Origin of the sequence: Pseudarthrobacter sp. WHRI 8279, from assembly GCF_040224115.2 — a bacterium.
Taxonomy (GTDB): Bacteria; Actinomycetota; Actinomycetes; order Actinomycetales; family Micrococcaceae; genus Arthrobacter.
This window is the reverse complement of sequence record NZ_CP168162.1, coordinates 3,032,054-3,045,029: the sequence shown is the minus strand read 5'-3', so window position 1 is coordinate 3,045,029 and position 12,976 is coordinate 3,032,054. Positions and strand designations below refer to the sequence as shown.

At 66.5% G+C, this 12,976-nt stretch carries 13 protein-coding genes; 6 read left to right on the top strand and 7 right to left on the bottom strand.

The genetic code is table 11. From position 1 onward, the window contains the following. Positions 1-2 precede the first annotated feature (2 nt). The 6 genes from ABRP28_RS14080 to ABRP28_RS14055 form a co-directional block, all read right to left on the bottom strand. Positions 3-485 (bottom strand): cation:proton antiporter regulatory subunit, encoded by a 483-nt coding sequence (locus ABRP28_RS14080; protein WP_066279916.1) that lies wholly within the window; start codon positions 483-485, stop codon positions 3-5. 9 nt (positions 486-494) lie between these two features. Beyond that, entirely contained in the window at positions 495-1,541 is a 1,047-nt protein-coding gene (locus tag ABRP28_RS14075; protein ID WP_350004102.1) for a LacI family DNA-binding transcriptional regulator, read from the bottom strand. Then, the gene (locus tag ABRP28_RS14070) at positions 1,538-2,275 is read right to left on the bottom strand and encodes a cupin domain-containing protein (protein WP_350004101.1); all 738 of its coding nucleotides are present in this window, start codon (positions 2,273-2,275) and stop codon (positions 1,538-1,540) included. Before ABRP28_RS14070 ends, ABRP28_RS14075 begins: the two co-directional genes overlap by 4 nt. Before the next feature lie 11 nt (positions 2,276-2,286). Beyond that, the gene (locus ABRP28_RS14065) at positions 2,287-3,255 is read right to left on the bottom strand and encodes a PmoA family protein (RefSeq protein WP_350004100.1); all 969 of its coding nucleotides are present in this window, start codon (positions 3,253-3,255) and stop codon (positions 2,287-2,289) included. Further along, positions 3,252-4,352, bottom strand: a complete 1,101-nt coding sequence (locus ABRP28_RS14060; protein WP_350004099.1) for a Gfo/Idh/MocA family oxidoreductase — start codon at positions 4,350-4,352, stop codon at positions 3,252-3,254. Before ABRP28_RS14060 ends, ABRP28_RS14065 begins: the two co-directional genes overlap by 4 nt. 109 nt (positions 4,353-4,461) lie before the next feature. After that, the gene (locus tag ABRP28_RS14055) at positions 4,462-5,865 is read right to left on the bottom strand and encodes an MFS transporter (protein ID WP_350004098.1); all 1,404 of its coding nucleotides are present in this window, start codon (positions 5,863-5,865) and stop codon (positions 4,462-4,464) included. A 194-nt stretch (positions 5,866-6,059) separates the two neighbouring features. Between ABRP28_RS14055 and ABRP28_RS14050 the strand changes: the two genes are divergently transcribed. Genes ABRP28_RS14050 through mnhG form a run of 6 tightly spaced genes read left to right on the top strand, consistent with a single transcriptional unit; the run spans position 6,060 to position 12,596 of the window. Further along, positions 6,060-9,131 carry a Na+/H+ antiporter subunit A gene (locus tag ABRP28_RS14050; RefSeq protein WP_350004097.1) on the top strand — a complete coding sequence of 1,024 codons (3,072 nt, stop codon included), beginning with the start codon at positions 6,060-6,062 and terminating at the stop codon, positions 9,129-9,131. Next, positions 9,128-9,775 (top strand): Na(+)/H(+) antiporter subunit C, encoded by a 648-nt coding sequence (locus tag ABRP28_RS14045; RefSeq protein ID WP_350004096.1) that lies wholly within the window; start codon positions 9,128-9,130, stop codon positions 9,773-9,775. Before ABRP28_RS14050 ends, ABRP28_RS14045 begins: the two co-directional genes overlap by 4 nt. Then, positions 9,772-11,376, top strand: a complete 1,605-nt coding sequence (locus tag ABRP28_RS14040; protein WP_350004095.1) for a Na+/H+ antiporter subunit D — start codon at positions 9,772-9,774, stop codon at positions 11,374-11,376. The genes ABRP28_RS14045 and ABRP28_RS14040 overlap by 4 nt, the downstream gene beginning before the upstream one ends. Further along, positions 11,373-11,918: a Na+/H+ antiporter subunit E gene (locus ABRP28_RS14035; RefSeq protein WP_350004094.1), complete on the top strand. Its 546-nt coding sequence runs from the start codon at positions 11,373-11,375 to the stop codon at positions 11,916-11,918. The genes ABRP28_RS14040 and ABRP28_RS14035 overlap by 4 nt, the downstream gene beginning before the upstream one ends. Then, on the top strand, positions 11,915-12,193 hold the full coding sequence (locus ABRP28_RS14030; protein WP_066279895.1) for a monovalent cation/H+ antiporter complex subunit F: 279 nt from the start codon (positions 11,915-11,917) through the stop codon (positions 12,191-12,193). Before ABRP28_RS14035 ends, ABRP28_RS14030 begins: the two co-directional genes overlap by 4 nt. After that, a complete protein-coding gene (gene mnhG / locus ABRP28_RS14025) occupies positions 12,183-12,596 on the top strand; it encodes a monovalent cation/H(+) antiporter subunit G (RefSeq protein WP_350004093.1) in 414 nt (137 codons plus the stop codon). The genes ABRP28_RS14030 and mnhG overlap by 11 nt, the downstream gene beginning before the upstream one ends. A gap of 74 nt (positions 12,597-12,670) precedes the next feature. Here mnhG and ABRP28_RS14020 read toward each other — a convergent pair whose 3' ends face one another. After that, positions 12,671-12,934 (bottom strand): DUF4235 domain-containing protein, encoded by a 264-nt coding sequence (locus ABRP28_RS14020; RefSeq protein ID WP_350004092.1) that lies wholly within the window; start codon positions 12,932-12,934, stop codon positions 12,671-12,673. Positions 12,935-12,976: the final 42 nt, after the last annotated feature.

Genomic DNA, 12,976 nt, shown 5'->3' with positions numbered 1-12,976 from the left:
TCTTATCCGCGACGCAGAATATCGGCCGCCGCGTCGAGGCCTTCCTGGGTACCCACTGCCACCAGCAGGTCACCGGAGTGAAGCACGACGTCGGGTCCCGGCGACGGGAGCACCTCGCCTTCGCGCATGATCGCCACGATCGAGACGCCGCACCGGGTACGGATGCACGCCTTGCCCATGGGCTGGTTCTGGAAGGGGGAGCCCGGAGCGATGGAGAACTGCCGGGTAACGATTCCCGGGACGTCCTTGTGCTCCTCTGTAAGCTTCATGGCCAGGTGCTGCCCGCCAAGGAGGTTGCCAAGGGTGGCTGCTTCCTCGGTGGTGAGGGGGATGGATGCCTGGCAGGTGTCCGGATCATCCCAGGCCGAGACAATGAGCTCGGTCTGGCCCTCGCGCCGCTCCACCACGCCGATCCGGCGGCCCGAGGCGGTCATGAAATCCTTGCGCCGGCCCAGACCGGGAAGGTTGGTTTCGTCCACGTTCATAGTTCCAGACTAGTCTGCCTGGCCTTGGTTGGGTGCGGGTCCCGAGGATTCCCGCAGCACCAGCCGCATGCCGGTGGGACCGGGCTCCGCGGCGGGCATGCCGCCCGGGTTCAACGCTGCGAGCAACTGCCCCATGGCGCTGCTGCCCTGGGCCTCCAGGTCCATGTGGACAGTGGTCAGGGACGGGACCAGGAACGCCGATTCCGGATGGTCGTCCCAGCCAACCACACTTACATCACCGGGAACACGGAGTCCTTGATCGTGCAGCGCCCGGATGGCGCCGATGGCCAGCTGGTCGTTCGCGGCAAAGATGGCAGTGAAGGAAGGATTGGCCAGGAGGGCCCGCGCGGCGTCATATCCGGCGGCTGCACTCCACTGGGCCTCGGCCACCCCGCCGTCCTCCAGCCCGGCGTCGCGGACGGCTTTTCGGTAGACAGCCAAGCGGTTGCGTGCTGCCGGCCACTCCTGTGGCCCGGCAATATGGGCGATCCGCCGGTGGCCGAGGGCAGCGAGGTGCGCCACGATGGCCTGCGCGGCAGAACCTTCTGAAATGCGGCCCTGGCCGCGCATCTTGTCGTCATACTCGCCGGCCACCACCACGGGAATCCGTTCCTGCGCCTGCAGGAGGTCCGTCCCGGAGATGGGAACAAAGGACAGTGCCCCCGCGAACGGCCCGCCCTCCAGGATCCGGCGCAGCCGTTCGGTCCGATCCGGGCCGGTCCCTTCCAGGGCAACGACGTCCAGGTGGTAGCCGGCTTCCTGGGCTGTTGCGGCCGCGCCGTTGAGCATCCGGGACGGAAAGTACGGCGAGGATCCGGGGACCAGGGCCAGGAGCCGGTAGGCAGCCCTGGTCCGCAGCGAGCGGGCGGTGAGGTTGGGCGAGTAGTTCAGTTCCGCCATGGCCCGTTCCACCTTCTCCGAGGTGGCGGCCTTCAGCTTGGACCGGTCAGCCATGTACCGGGAGACCGTCTGGTGGGAGACGCCGGCCAGCCGCGCCACCTCGTAGATCGTGGCTGCACGGGCAGGCTGCGGGGCATCGGCGGGTGTTTGCGTCACGGCCTGGAATCCTCCCAGGTGGTGAGGCGTCCGCACATGCCGAACCCCTCACCCGCGCGCTGTTCGGCGCTGGCTACCGCTGCGCCCGCCAGGGAAGCGGCCGAGCCCTCTGCCAATTCACGGAGTGCTTGCTCCGTTGCCGTCACCTGGTTCTGGACGGTGGCTGCCCAGAGCTCCTTCCAGTGCCCGACGCGCGGGCGGACCAGCCGCGCCGCCGCACGGTGGAACTCCTGCAGCGCCGGAATGCCCTCCCGCAGCACGGAGGTATGCAGTTCGGCGTATCCTTCCAGTGCGAGGTCGCGCCGCCTCCGCGCTGCCGCCGCCACTTCGTTTTCCGCTGCTTCCCGCGGCAGGGCGGCATGGTTGGCGTAGAGTTCCGGTTCCTGGAGGATGCGGTGCGGAAAGGTCAGGACGGCGTCTCCGGCCTCCGGCAGGCCCGCGTTGGACATAATCACGTTGAGGGTAAGCCCGCCCGTGTTCACCAGGCGGTGGACGGTACCGGGGCTGAACCACACCAATGATCCGGCTGCCAGGCCGTGCACCTGGACACCTGCCATCGAGATGGTGTGCACCTCTCCGGTGCCGGCCGTGACCACGTACGCCTCGGAAGAGACGGTATGGAGGTGCGGCGAGCCGCCGCACAGCCCGTCTCCGGACTCCCAGTCATACACCCGCAGCGCGGTCACTGCGGTGCCGCCGGGAAAGCCCGGAGCCGGAGGGGGCTGGCTGTTCACGGGCTGGCCGTTCATTTCCCGGCCGGGGACACCGGCGCAGCCGCAAGGACGCCGCGGGCGGCGGCTGCCAGGGCTTCCGCCCGGCCCAGGCCCGACGGGCCGTCCGCAACCACAACGCCGTACCGGAAACGGAGGGTGGCTCCTGGCTGGAACAGGACTTCCTTGCTGAAGAACGGGGCGGGGCCCATGCAGGCAAACGGTTCGGACCGCGCGAACCACTCCGGCTCCGGATGCGCGCTGCCGGGATCGTCAACCATCACCAGCGTTGAGAAGCGGCAGGTCCCATCATGCTGCCCCACGAAGGAAAGCCACGGGGCCCGCTGGCCGCGGAGCTCCTCGCCGGTGGCGCCGCCGGGTCCCATGATGGTTCCGCCGGCAAAGGACCGGGGGCCGCGCCAGAACAGCCCGCCATAGCCTGCGTTTTCACGGCCCTCCGTGGTGGGGGAGCCGATGTGGATGTCGTCTCCGGAAACGTTGGTCATGGCGGTGTCGAACACCAGCGTGTAGCTGGCGTCCGTCCCCGGCACTACCCGGAAGGACCTCTCCTCCTCCACCACGGGTGATCCCTGCTGGGTGATCCACTGCAGCCTGTGGGCGAAACTGAACGTGCCGTCGTCGTCCGTTGCCTTGGTGGTTTCCCGGTGCCGCATGGCGCCGTTGTTGGGCAGCCATTGGTAGTCCTTGCCGCGCCGGTAGCTGGGGCCGCCCCAGAAGTTGTCCGGGCCAAGGTGCGGCAGGGACCAGGCGATGCCTTTGTGCCAGACGTGGTCGTGCGGGCGGTAGGCGCTCACCAGGTCACCTCCCGGCGTGCGGACCGGATGGAAGTACGGCCGGGGCGATTCGGCCTGGGGATCGTCGGCCGCGTAGGTGTAGGTAAGCACAGACACGCCATCAATTGAGATTTCGACGGCGGCGCCATCGTCCGTCCAGCCGAGCTGACGTGCGGGGGCTGGGGCGGTTGTTCCGGCGGTGGTGCTCATGCGTGACTCTTTTCCAGTTTCCAGGGTTCCAGCCGGCCATCGGCGCGGTCGAAGAAAGGGCTTCCTTCAGTGATTTCACCGCGCCGGACGGTCTTGCCGGTGATGGCGGAGGCGTAGAGGGCGGCGGCGAGCTCCATGGTGGGGTAGGCGTCGGCAAGCGTGACCGGGGGAACGGTCCCGGCGCGGAAGGCCTCGATGATCCGGGCATATTGTGCGGGATGGCCGCTGGCTGTGCCGGCCTGGCCATCCGCCCACATCGCGGCAAGGTGCTCCTGGCCGGGTGCAGGGGTAAAGCGCCAGTTCGAATCGTCGTAGCCGTAGAGGTGCTCCAGTTCCACAGTGGCATGTTCATAGTCGAACCGCAGCTGTGAGGTTTCCCGGGGCGAGATCACCGAGTTGATGACGGTGCTTAGGGCGCCTGACTCGAACCGCACGATGGCAGTGGAGACGTCCTCCGTCTCGGTCCGGCGGGCAAGCCTTCCGGCGAAAGCCGTTACTTCCTGCCATGGCCCCCAGAGGTGGAGGAGGAGGTCGAACTGGTGGATGCCGTGCCCCATGGTGGGACCGCCGCCCTCAACGTCCCACTGGCCGCGCCACGGAACGTCGAAGTATGCCTGGTCGCGGAACCAAAGGGTGTTGCAGAACCCGGTGAGCGGGTTGCCCAGGGCTCCGGACTCCTGCAGGTCCGCAAGCTTCCGGGCGCCGGTGCCGAAGCGGTGCTGGAAGATGCAGCTCACCCGTTTGCCGGTGGCGCGTTCCGCTTCCTGCAGCTCCCGGAGCTGCCGGAGCGAGAGTGCGGGGGGCTTCTCCAGGACCACGTCCATGCCCAGGGCCAGGGCTTCCAGTGCCAACGGGGCGTGCGACGACGGCGGGGTGCAGACGGCAACAAGGTCCAGTCCGGCTTCCGCTGCCGCTGCCAGGGTGGAAGCGGTCTGTGCAACACCCACCTTTTGCGCAAATTCCGTTGCCCTATTTGGGTCGACATCCACCGCCGCTACGAGCTCGGCGCCCGCCAGCTTCAGGGCTTCTGCGTGCGCGTGGGCGATGCCGCCCGTGCCGATGATTCCCGCGCGGGGCTGCTGTGGGGAGTTCGTCATGGTGCTCCTCCTCATTGAAAGGATTCATGTTATCGATCACCATTATGTGATCGATAACATCCGGCGTCAAGAGGTGTGTGGCAGAACTCGAGGAAAAACCCGCACGGCGTCAGGCAGCAGGAACCGTGGCGATGGGTGCCTTGTCCGGCGACTTCACCGGCAACAGGACCAGCAGCCCCGCCAGCAGAACCACCATGATGCCCAGGATGCCCCAGCGCTGGGCCTCGCCCGGTGCCACCAGCGGAGCCGCGAGGGTGATGCTGAGGGTGAAAAGCGCTGGCGCCAGGAAGCTGACGGCGCGGCCGGTGGTGGCGTAGAGGCCGAAGAGTTCACCCGACTCGTCGTGCGGGGCCAGCCTGGCCAGGTAGGCGCGCGATGAGGCCTGGGCGGGCCCCACGAACAGGCACAGGAAAAGCCCGAACACCCAGAAGGTGGTGCTGCCAGCCCAGTCCACCCCAAGGAAGGTGTAGTCCCCGTTGCCGAGCACCAGGATGGCGCTCCCTGCAACCAGAAGGCCCACCAGCGAGCCGATAATCACCCGTTTGGGGCCTATCCGGTCATCCAGCAGGCCACCCAAGACTGCACCCACGGCGGCCACGACGTTGCCGAAAATGGCGAAGAAAATAACCTGGGACAGCTCAAAGCCGAAGGTTCCCGCAGCGATGATCCCGCCGAACGTAAAGACGGCGGCCAGCCCATCCCGGAAGACAGCACTGGCCAGCAGGAAGTAGATGGTGTGGGGGCTGGTGGCGTAGATGGCCTTGATCCGCCGGATAAGCAGGCCGTAGCTGGCCAGGAGGCCCAGCCGCTTCGCTTGGGCGGAGCGGGGAAGCTCGGGCACGGCAAACAGCACGGGAAGGGCGAAAACAAGGAACCAGAGGGCCGAGAAAACCGCCACCAGCCGGATGTTCAGGCTGTCCTCGGTGGACGCCCCGAACCAGTCGAAGCTGGGCTGGACGAACAGCTGGAGGACGATCAGCAAGGCAACGATGCCGCCAAGATAGCCGGCTCCCCAGCCGAATCCGCTGACCCTGCCGATGTTCCGCGGCGTGGAGATCTGGGCGAGCATGGCGTTGTAGTTGACACCCGCGAACTCGAAAAACACATTGCCCAGGGCTATCAGGGACACTCCGAGCAGCAGGAACTCAGGCCGCGGGAAAACGAAGAAGCACAGCGCGGTGAGGAGGGCGACAGCCCCTGTGTTGACCCCCAGCCACAGCTTCCGCCGGCCGCCCGCGTCGGAGCGCTGGCCGGTGACCGGAGCCAACAGTGCAATGGCCAGGCCTGCAACTGCCAGCGCACCTCCCAGGACCGCCGAGGCCTGGTCTTCGCCGCCGAAGGCATTGGAGGTGAGGTAGACGGTGAAGACGAAGGTGGTCATCACGGCATTGAAGGCTGCGGACCCCCAGTCCCATGAAGCCCACGCCAGGATGCGGCCCTTGCTGGTGCGCTGGTTCCCGGAGTCAAGTTCCGAGGACGGCTGCGTTGCCCCTGGAGCGCTGGCGCTGTTCATAGGTGCATCGTATCCGCCCGTGGCGAACGGGGGCCGGAGCGAACCCCCGGGGATACCGGGCCGCGCGCCTGGCAGGGCGTAGGGACGGAGGGACGGCCACCTATGCCTTGATAAACTGGATCCTCCCGGACCTAACGAATGAACCGCCTGCTCCAACTTTTGACAATCGAATCCCTGACGACGCGGAGATACCAGTGATAACAGTCCTTGCCGTGCACTTTTCGGTGGCTGTCCTGGCGCCGTTCCTCTTCAGGTCCTGGGGCCGCAACGCGTTCTATGCACTGGCAGCTGTTCCCGGCGCATCCTTCATTTGGCTGCTGCTGCAGCACGGCCCGGTGTACACCGGAATGGGATGGGTCAGCGAAACCGTCCCCTGGATCCCCGGGCTCAAACTCGAGCTTGCCTTCCGCATGGACGCGCTCGCCTGGGTCATGTCACTTCTGGTGCTGGGCGTCGGCTCGCTGGTGCTGGTCTACTGCGCCAGGTATTTCAAGAAAAAAGACCAGGACCTTGGTGCCTTCGGTGCCCAGCTGCTGGCCTTTGCGGGCGCCATGTTCGGGCTGGTGGTGGCCGATGACCTGCTGCTGCTGTTCATCTTCTGGGAACTCACCACCATCCTCTCCTACCTCCTGATCGGGTTCGCCCGCACCAGGCTGGCTGCGCGGCGGTCCGCGTTGCAGGCCCTGATGGTCACCACCGCGGGCGGGCTGGCCATGCTGGTGGGCCTCATCATGCTGGGCCACACGGCCGGCACCTACCGCATCTCCAGCATCCTGGAGCAGGCCCCCGCCCTGGCAGGCGGAGCCTCCGGCTCCATGGTGAGCGCCGCCGTCGTACTCATCCTGGCGGGCGCCATCACCAAGTCCGCCCTGGTCCCTTTCCACTTCTGGCTTCCCGGCGCCATGGCCGCACCCACGCCGGTCAGCGCCTACCTGCACGCCGCTGCGATGGTGAAAGCCGGCATCTACCTGGTGGCCAGGCTTGCGCCCGGATTCTCCGAAACGGCGTACTGGCAGCCGGTGGTGCTGGGCCTCGGCCTGGCCACCATGCTGGTGGGCGGCTACCGTGCGCTGCGGCAGACCGACATCAAGCTCATCCTGGCATACGGCACCGTCAGCCAGCTGGGCTTCCTCACCATGGTGGTGGGCCTGGGCACGCCGGACGCGGCGCTCGCAGGGCTCGCGATGCTCCTGGCCCACGGACTCTTCAAGGCCACGCTGTTCCTGGTGGTGGGCATCATCGACCACCAGTCCGGCACCCGCGACGTCCGCAAGCTGTCCGGCGTGTTCCGCTCCTCCCGTGCGCTCGCCGTGGTTGCCGCCATTGGCGCCGCATCGATGGCCGGAGTTCCCCCGCTGGCCGGGTTCGTGGCCAAGGAATCCGTGCTGGAGTCCTTCGTCCACCACGCGGGAGACGATGCAGCCGGCCCGTGGGGCATGGTGGTCCTGGCCGGGCTGGTCCTGGGATCCATCCTCACCTTCGCCTACAGTGCGCGCTTCATGTGGGGCGCCTTTGCCGTCAAGCCCGGCGTGGAGCCCACCCCGTTCAAGGCCATCAGGCCCTCCTTCCTCGCCGCGCCCGCCATCCTCAGCCTCCTGACCATCGCGTACGGGCTGTGGCCAGCCCCTGTTGACGCGTGGATCCAGCCTTACGCCGCACTGTTCGCGTCCAACGCGCCCGACGCCGGAACAGCCGCCGAGCAGGCCGGTTACCTTGCGCTGTGGCACGGCTTCACGCCGGCGCTGGGCCTGACGGCCCTCACGTTCGCGCTGGGCCTGGCGATGAACTTTGGCCGCGACGCGGTGGCGCGGGTCCAGTCCCTGGTGCCGCCATGGGTGGACGGGGACAAAGCGTACCAGTACACCATCGGCGGGCTGGATGACGCAGCGGTGTGGATTACCGGACGCACGCAGCGCGGTTCCCTGTACTACTACCTGGCTGTCATCCTGAGCGTGGCCTTTGTGCTGCCCCTGTCCGTCATCCTGGTGGCCGGCAAGCCGCTTCCGGACGGGATCTACCTGGTGGACCCCGGATCCCCGCTCCAGCTCGTCGTGGGTGCCGGCATCGTGATCGGCGCCCTGGCGGCCGTCAAAGCCAACAAGCGGTTCCTGGCTGTCCTGATGGTTTCCGTCACCGGTTACGGCATTGCCCTGATGTTCGCCCTCCAGGGTGCCCCGGACCTGGCACTGACGCAGATGCTGGTGGAAACCATCATCCTGGTGGCTTTCGTGCTTGCCATGCGCAGCCTGCCGCCCGAGCTCCGCGACCGGACCGGCGGCAAATACCGGGTGGTGCGCGTGATCATCGGCCTGGCATTCGGCGTCACCATGGTGTTCGCCGCGATCTACGCCATGGGAGCACGGATAGCAACGCCGGTCTCCCTGGAATATCCGCGGCTCGCGTATGAGGGCGGCGGGGGATTGAACATCGTCAACGTGACGCTCGTGGACATCCGCGCCTGGGATACCTTCGGCGAAATCACCGTCCTGGCGCTGGCAGCCACGGGCGTGGCGAGCCTCATTTTCGTCCGCGGCCGCGGTGACAAAATCCTGAACTCCGCCACTGTGGCGGAGGGGACCGTGGGACGCCACCGGGGGGTCGACCCCGGCACCCGGGACGCGGCGGCGCTGGCCGTCAGCCGGAAGTTCGCGGCGTCTGCCCGGGATGCCTGGATCGTGGCCGGCCGGACACTGGCCCCCGAACGCCGGTCCATCATTTTCGAGGTGGTCACCCGGCTGATCTTCCACTCCATGATCATGTTCTCGCTGTACCTCCTGCTGGCTGGCCACAACCTGCCCGGCGGCGGCTTCGCCGGCGGCCTGACAGCCGGCCTCGCCCTGACTATCCGGTACCTGGCCGGAGGCCGGTTTGAACTCCGCGAGGCCACACCTGTCAGCGCCGGCGCTTTGCTGGGAATCGGGCTGGCTGTGGCCGCAACTTCCGGCGCAGTGCCGCTGCTGCTGGGCGGCCAGGTGTTCCAGAGCGCGATCATCGAACTGTGGCTCCCGGTGTTCGGGGACATCAAGTTCGTCACCTCCACCATCTTCGACATCGGCGTCTACATCGTGGTGGTGGGCCTGGTGCTGGACGTCCTGCGAAGCCTCGGCGCCGAAATCGACGAACACTTCGAAGAGCGTTCAGCTGTGGGTGGCCGGACTCCCGGCGAGGAGCAGGAATTTGCGGGCGAAGCCTCCGCCACAACGTCCGCGCCGGAGCAAGAGCCTGAAGGCGTAGCTTCCGAGACCACCGCAAGGGGCCAAGCATGAGCGTAAACCTGACCCTGCTGATCGTCATGGGGGCCCTGTACGCCTGTGGCATCTACCTGGTGCTGGAACGCAGCCTCACGCGCGTCCTGCTGGGACTGATGCTCCTGGCCAATTCAACCAACCTGCTGATCCTGGCCACCGGCGGGTACGCGGGGCTTGCGCCCCTGTACTCAAAGGACACTGCGGCCGGGGATTACAGCGATCCCCTTCCCCAGGCCCTGATCCTGACGTCCATCGTGATTTCCTTTGCCGTCACCGCCTTTATGCTCGGCATCATCTACCGCACCTGGGTGCTGGCCCGCCGGGACGAGATCCAGGACGACGTGGAAGACCTTCGTGTTGCAGTAACGCCAAGCTTCGACGCCGAGGACGACGCCGAGGTCCCTGCCGAGACCTCGGAGTTTCCGCTCACCATGCTGGGCACGGACGGCCGCAGTGTCTCCAACCACGGCGTCTCCAACCACAGTGCCTCCAACGACGGCGGCACGGGCCAGGGCGGCCCAGGCGGCTCTGCCCTGAATGACGGCGCTGCCGGGACAACGCTGGTAGCCGGCGGCCGCGAGATTCCCGTCGAACAGGCAGCCTCTGAAGAGAAACCCGGCTCCACCAATGTGGCCCCTGGCCCGGAAGGAGGCGGAAAGTGAACCTTGCAAGCCTTGCCCCGCTCGCCGTCGTACTTCCCATCCTGGGCGCCGCCCTGACCTTCATGCTGATCCGGCATTCACGGGCCCAGCGCGCGGTGAGCATCGCCCTGCTGTCCCTCACACTCCTGCTGGAGTGCCTCCTGCTGGCCTCCGTCTGGGACGGCGGCACGTTCGCCGTAACCCTGGGCGGCTGGCTGCCGCCATGGGGCATCGTGCTGGTGGTGGACCAGTTCTCGTCCCTGATGCTGGTGGTCTCCTCGGCGGTGAGCCTCGCTGTGCTGGTGTACGCAACAGGGCAGGGCATGGCCGACGGCGACCAGGACGCGCCCGTCTCGATCTTCCACCCGACCTACCTGATCCTGGTGGCCGGCGTCTCCAACGCATTCCTTTCTGGGGACCTCTTCAACCTCTACGTCGGGTTCGAGATCCTGTTGACGGCAAGCTACGTGCTGATGACGCTTGGCGGCACGGGACCCCGCATCCGGGCAGGCGTCACCTACGTGGTGGTGTCCGTGGTGTCCTCGGTGCTGTTCCTCATCTCGATTGCCATGGTCTACGGCGCCACCGGAACAATCACCATGGCGGACCTGGCCATCAAGCTCGGCGAGCTGGACCAGGGCACCAGGACGCTGCTGCACGTGATGCTGCTGGTGGCCTTCGGCATCAAGGCAGCTGTTTTCCCGCTGTCCTTCTGGCTGCCGGACTCCTACCCCACGGCGCCGGCCCCGGTCACTGCGGTGTTCGCCGGCCTGCTTACCAAAGTGGGCGTCTACGCCATGGTGCGCACCGAGACGCTGCTGTTCCCCGGGGACTCGCTGAACACTCCGCTGATGATTGCCGCGTTACTGACCATGGTGGTGGGAATCCTGGGCGCCCTGGCGCAGAGCGACATCAAACGCCTGCTCTCGTTCACCCTGGTGAGCCATATCGGCTACATGGTCTTCGGCCTGGCCATGTCCTCCGTGGCGGGGCTTGGCGCGGCGGTCTTCTACGTGGTGCACCACATCACCATCCAAACCTCCCTCTTCCTGGTGACGGGACTGATCGAACGCCGGGGCGGCAGCTCGTCCGTGGACCGGCTGGGCGGCCTGGCCAAGCTGTCGCCGCTGCTGGCGCTGCTCTTCTTCGTGCCCGCCATGAACCTGGCCGGCATCCCGCCCTTCTCCGGGTTCCTGGGCAAGGTGGGGCTTATGCAGGCGGGCGTTGAACTCGGAACACCGCTGGCCTACGTGCTGGTGATCGGCGGCGTGCTGACCAGCCTGCTGACCCTCCTGGCCGTTGCCAGGGTGTGGAACCGCGCGTTCTGGCGCCGGCCCTCGGACGCCGAACATCCGGATCCCGTGCTGCTGGCCACGCCCGCCGCGCGCGTTACCGGGCCGGGAGCCAAGCCGAACACCGTCACCCTCCTGCCGCGGACCATGGTGGGCTCCACTGTTGGGCTGGTGGGCCTGGGCGTGGGCCTGACTGTGTTTGCAGGACCGCTGTTCATGGTTTCGGACCAGGCCGCGCACGACATGCTGGACAGGTCCTCCTACGTCCAGGCTGTCCTGGGGGAGGACACCGACGTTCCGCTGGTCCTTACCGCAGGAGGAGGGAAATGAGCCGCCGGCGCATTTCGCTGCGCCAGGAGCTTCCGCTCCTGGTGTGGCTGGTCATCGTCTGGGGTGCCCTGTGGCAAGACTTCAGCCCAGGCAACCTGCTGTTCGGAGCCCTGCTGTCGGTGGCCGTGGCACGACTGTTCTATCTTCCCCCGGTGGAGCTCAGCGGACGCTTCAATATCCTGTATGCCGTTCCGTTCGCACTGGTGTTCCTGGCCAAGGTGGTGATGGCCAGCATGCAGCTCCTGTACCTCGCCGTAGCCCGGGGTCCCAAGGTGAAGAACGCCGTTGTGGCGGTGACCCTGCGCAGCCACCAGGACCTCCTGGTCACAGCCACGGGCCACGTGATTTCACTGATTCCCGGGTCGCTGGTGGTTGAGGTGGACCGGTCAACATCCACCCTCTACCTGCATGCGCTGAACATCAGCTCTCCGCAGGAAGTCGAAAACTTGAAGAACGAGGTGCTGTCCATCGAAGCGGGGCTGATCAGGATTATGGGTACCAGGGAAGAACTCGAGATTTTGCGGACGGAGTCGGCCGCATGATGCAGATCGTCCTGGCAGTTACCGCCGTGATCTTTTCGCTTGCGGCCGTCGGCGCCATCATCAGGATCTCCCGCGGACCGTCCCTCCTGGACCGGGTGCTGGCCACGGACGTCCTGCTGGCCATCCTGGGCGGGGCCCTGTGCGTGGACATGGCCGTCAACAGGCACCTGAACAACCTGATGCTGGTGGTGGCCATCTCGATCATCGGCTTCATCGGGTCCGTGACCGTAGCAAGGTTTGTCGCAGACCGGAGGGAACAGCCGAATGAGTCCTGATTCCACTGCCCTGGATTCCTGGGTGGACGTGTTGTCCGCGGTGTTCATGATTGTTGGGGCCACTATGTCGCTGGGAGCGGCAATCGGCCTGCTGCGGTTCCCGGATCTCCTGAGCCGTATGCATTCCGCCACCAAGCCCCAGGTTCTGGGGCTGTTCCTGCTCCTGGCGTCCATTGGACTGCAGATGCGCACCTGGTGGGTGTGGCCCGTGCTGCTGGTGGCGTGGATCTTCCAGCTGCTTACCGTACCGGTCTCCGCGCACATGGTGGGCCGCGCCGGCTACCGCACCAAGCACCTGCACCGCGAGCTCCTCACCTCGGATGAGCTGGAGGCCGTGGTGCAAAAAGCCGCCGCCAAAGCCGCTCGTGAGGACGGTTCCGGCGACGGCACATCCCGCACCTAAGAGTTTTTGTCCAGTTACAGGGACTTCCCGCGTGAGGAACCCGCCTTATCTGGACAAAAACTAGTGGGGAGGGGTCAGACGATGTCCTTGCTCTTGGCGAACCGGGTGATGGCGCGCTGGGTGCCGCGGTTGGCCAGGACCTGGATGATGGTGCTGACCGAGGCTGAGATCAGTGCGAACGTCAGGGCAGACTGCAGGCTCGTGGGAACGTCCTCGTCCTTCCCGGTGGGCGGCTTGCGCCCGGTGGACTTTTCCCAGATGGTGTTGACCAGCTTGGTGCCGACGAAGCCGGCGCCGAGGCTCACGCCGGTGCCGAGCAGCTTAATGAAAAGGTTCATTCCTTGATACTCCTTGCGGGCGGAAAACGGGCTGTCCCTAGC

Bases quoted from the DNA above. Each gene is read 5' to 3' on its own strand.
- ABRP28_RS14080 (WP_066279916.1), bottom strand. From the start codon at position 485: ATGAACGTGGACGAAACCAACCTTCCCGGTCTGGGCCGGCGCAAGGAT.
- ABRP28_RS14065 (WP_350004100.1), bottom strand. From the start codon at position 3,255: ATGAGCACCACCGCCGGAACAACCGCCCCAGCCCCCGCACGTCAGCTC.
- ABRP28_RS14060 (WP_350004099.1), bottom strand. From the start codon at position 4,352: ATGACGAACTCCCCACAGCAGCCCCGCGCGGGAATCATCGGCACGGGC.
- ABRP28_RS14055 (WP_350004098.1), bottom strand. From the start codon at position 5,865: ATGAACAGCGCCAGCGCTCCAGGGGCAACGCAGCCGTCCTCGGAACTT.
- ABRP28_RS14045 (WP_350004096.1), top strand. From the start codon at position 9,128: ATGAGCGTAAACCTGACCCTGCTGATCGTCATGGGGGCCCTGTACGCC.
- ABRP28_RS14035 (WP_350004094.1), top strand. From the start codon at position 11,373: ATGAGCCGCCGGCGCATTTCGCTGCGCCAGGAGCTTCCGCTCCTGGTG.
- ABRP28_RS14030 (WP_066279895.1), top strand. From the start codon at position 11,915: ATGATGCAGATCGTCCTGGCAGTTACCGCCGTGATCTTTTCGCTTGCG.
- mnhG (WP_350004093.1), top strand. From the start codon at position 12,183: ATGAGTCCTGATTCCACTGCCCTGGATTCCTGGGTGGACGTGTTGTCC.
- ABRP28_RS14020 (WP_350004092.1), bottom strand. From the start codon at position 12,934: ATGAACCTTTTCATTAAGCTGCTCGGCACCGGCGTGAGCCTCGGCGCC.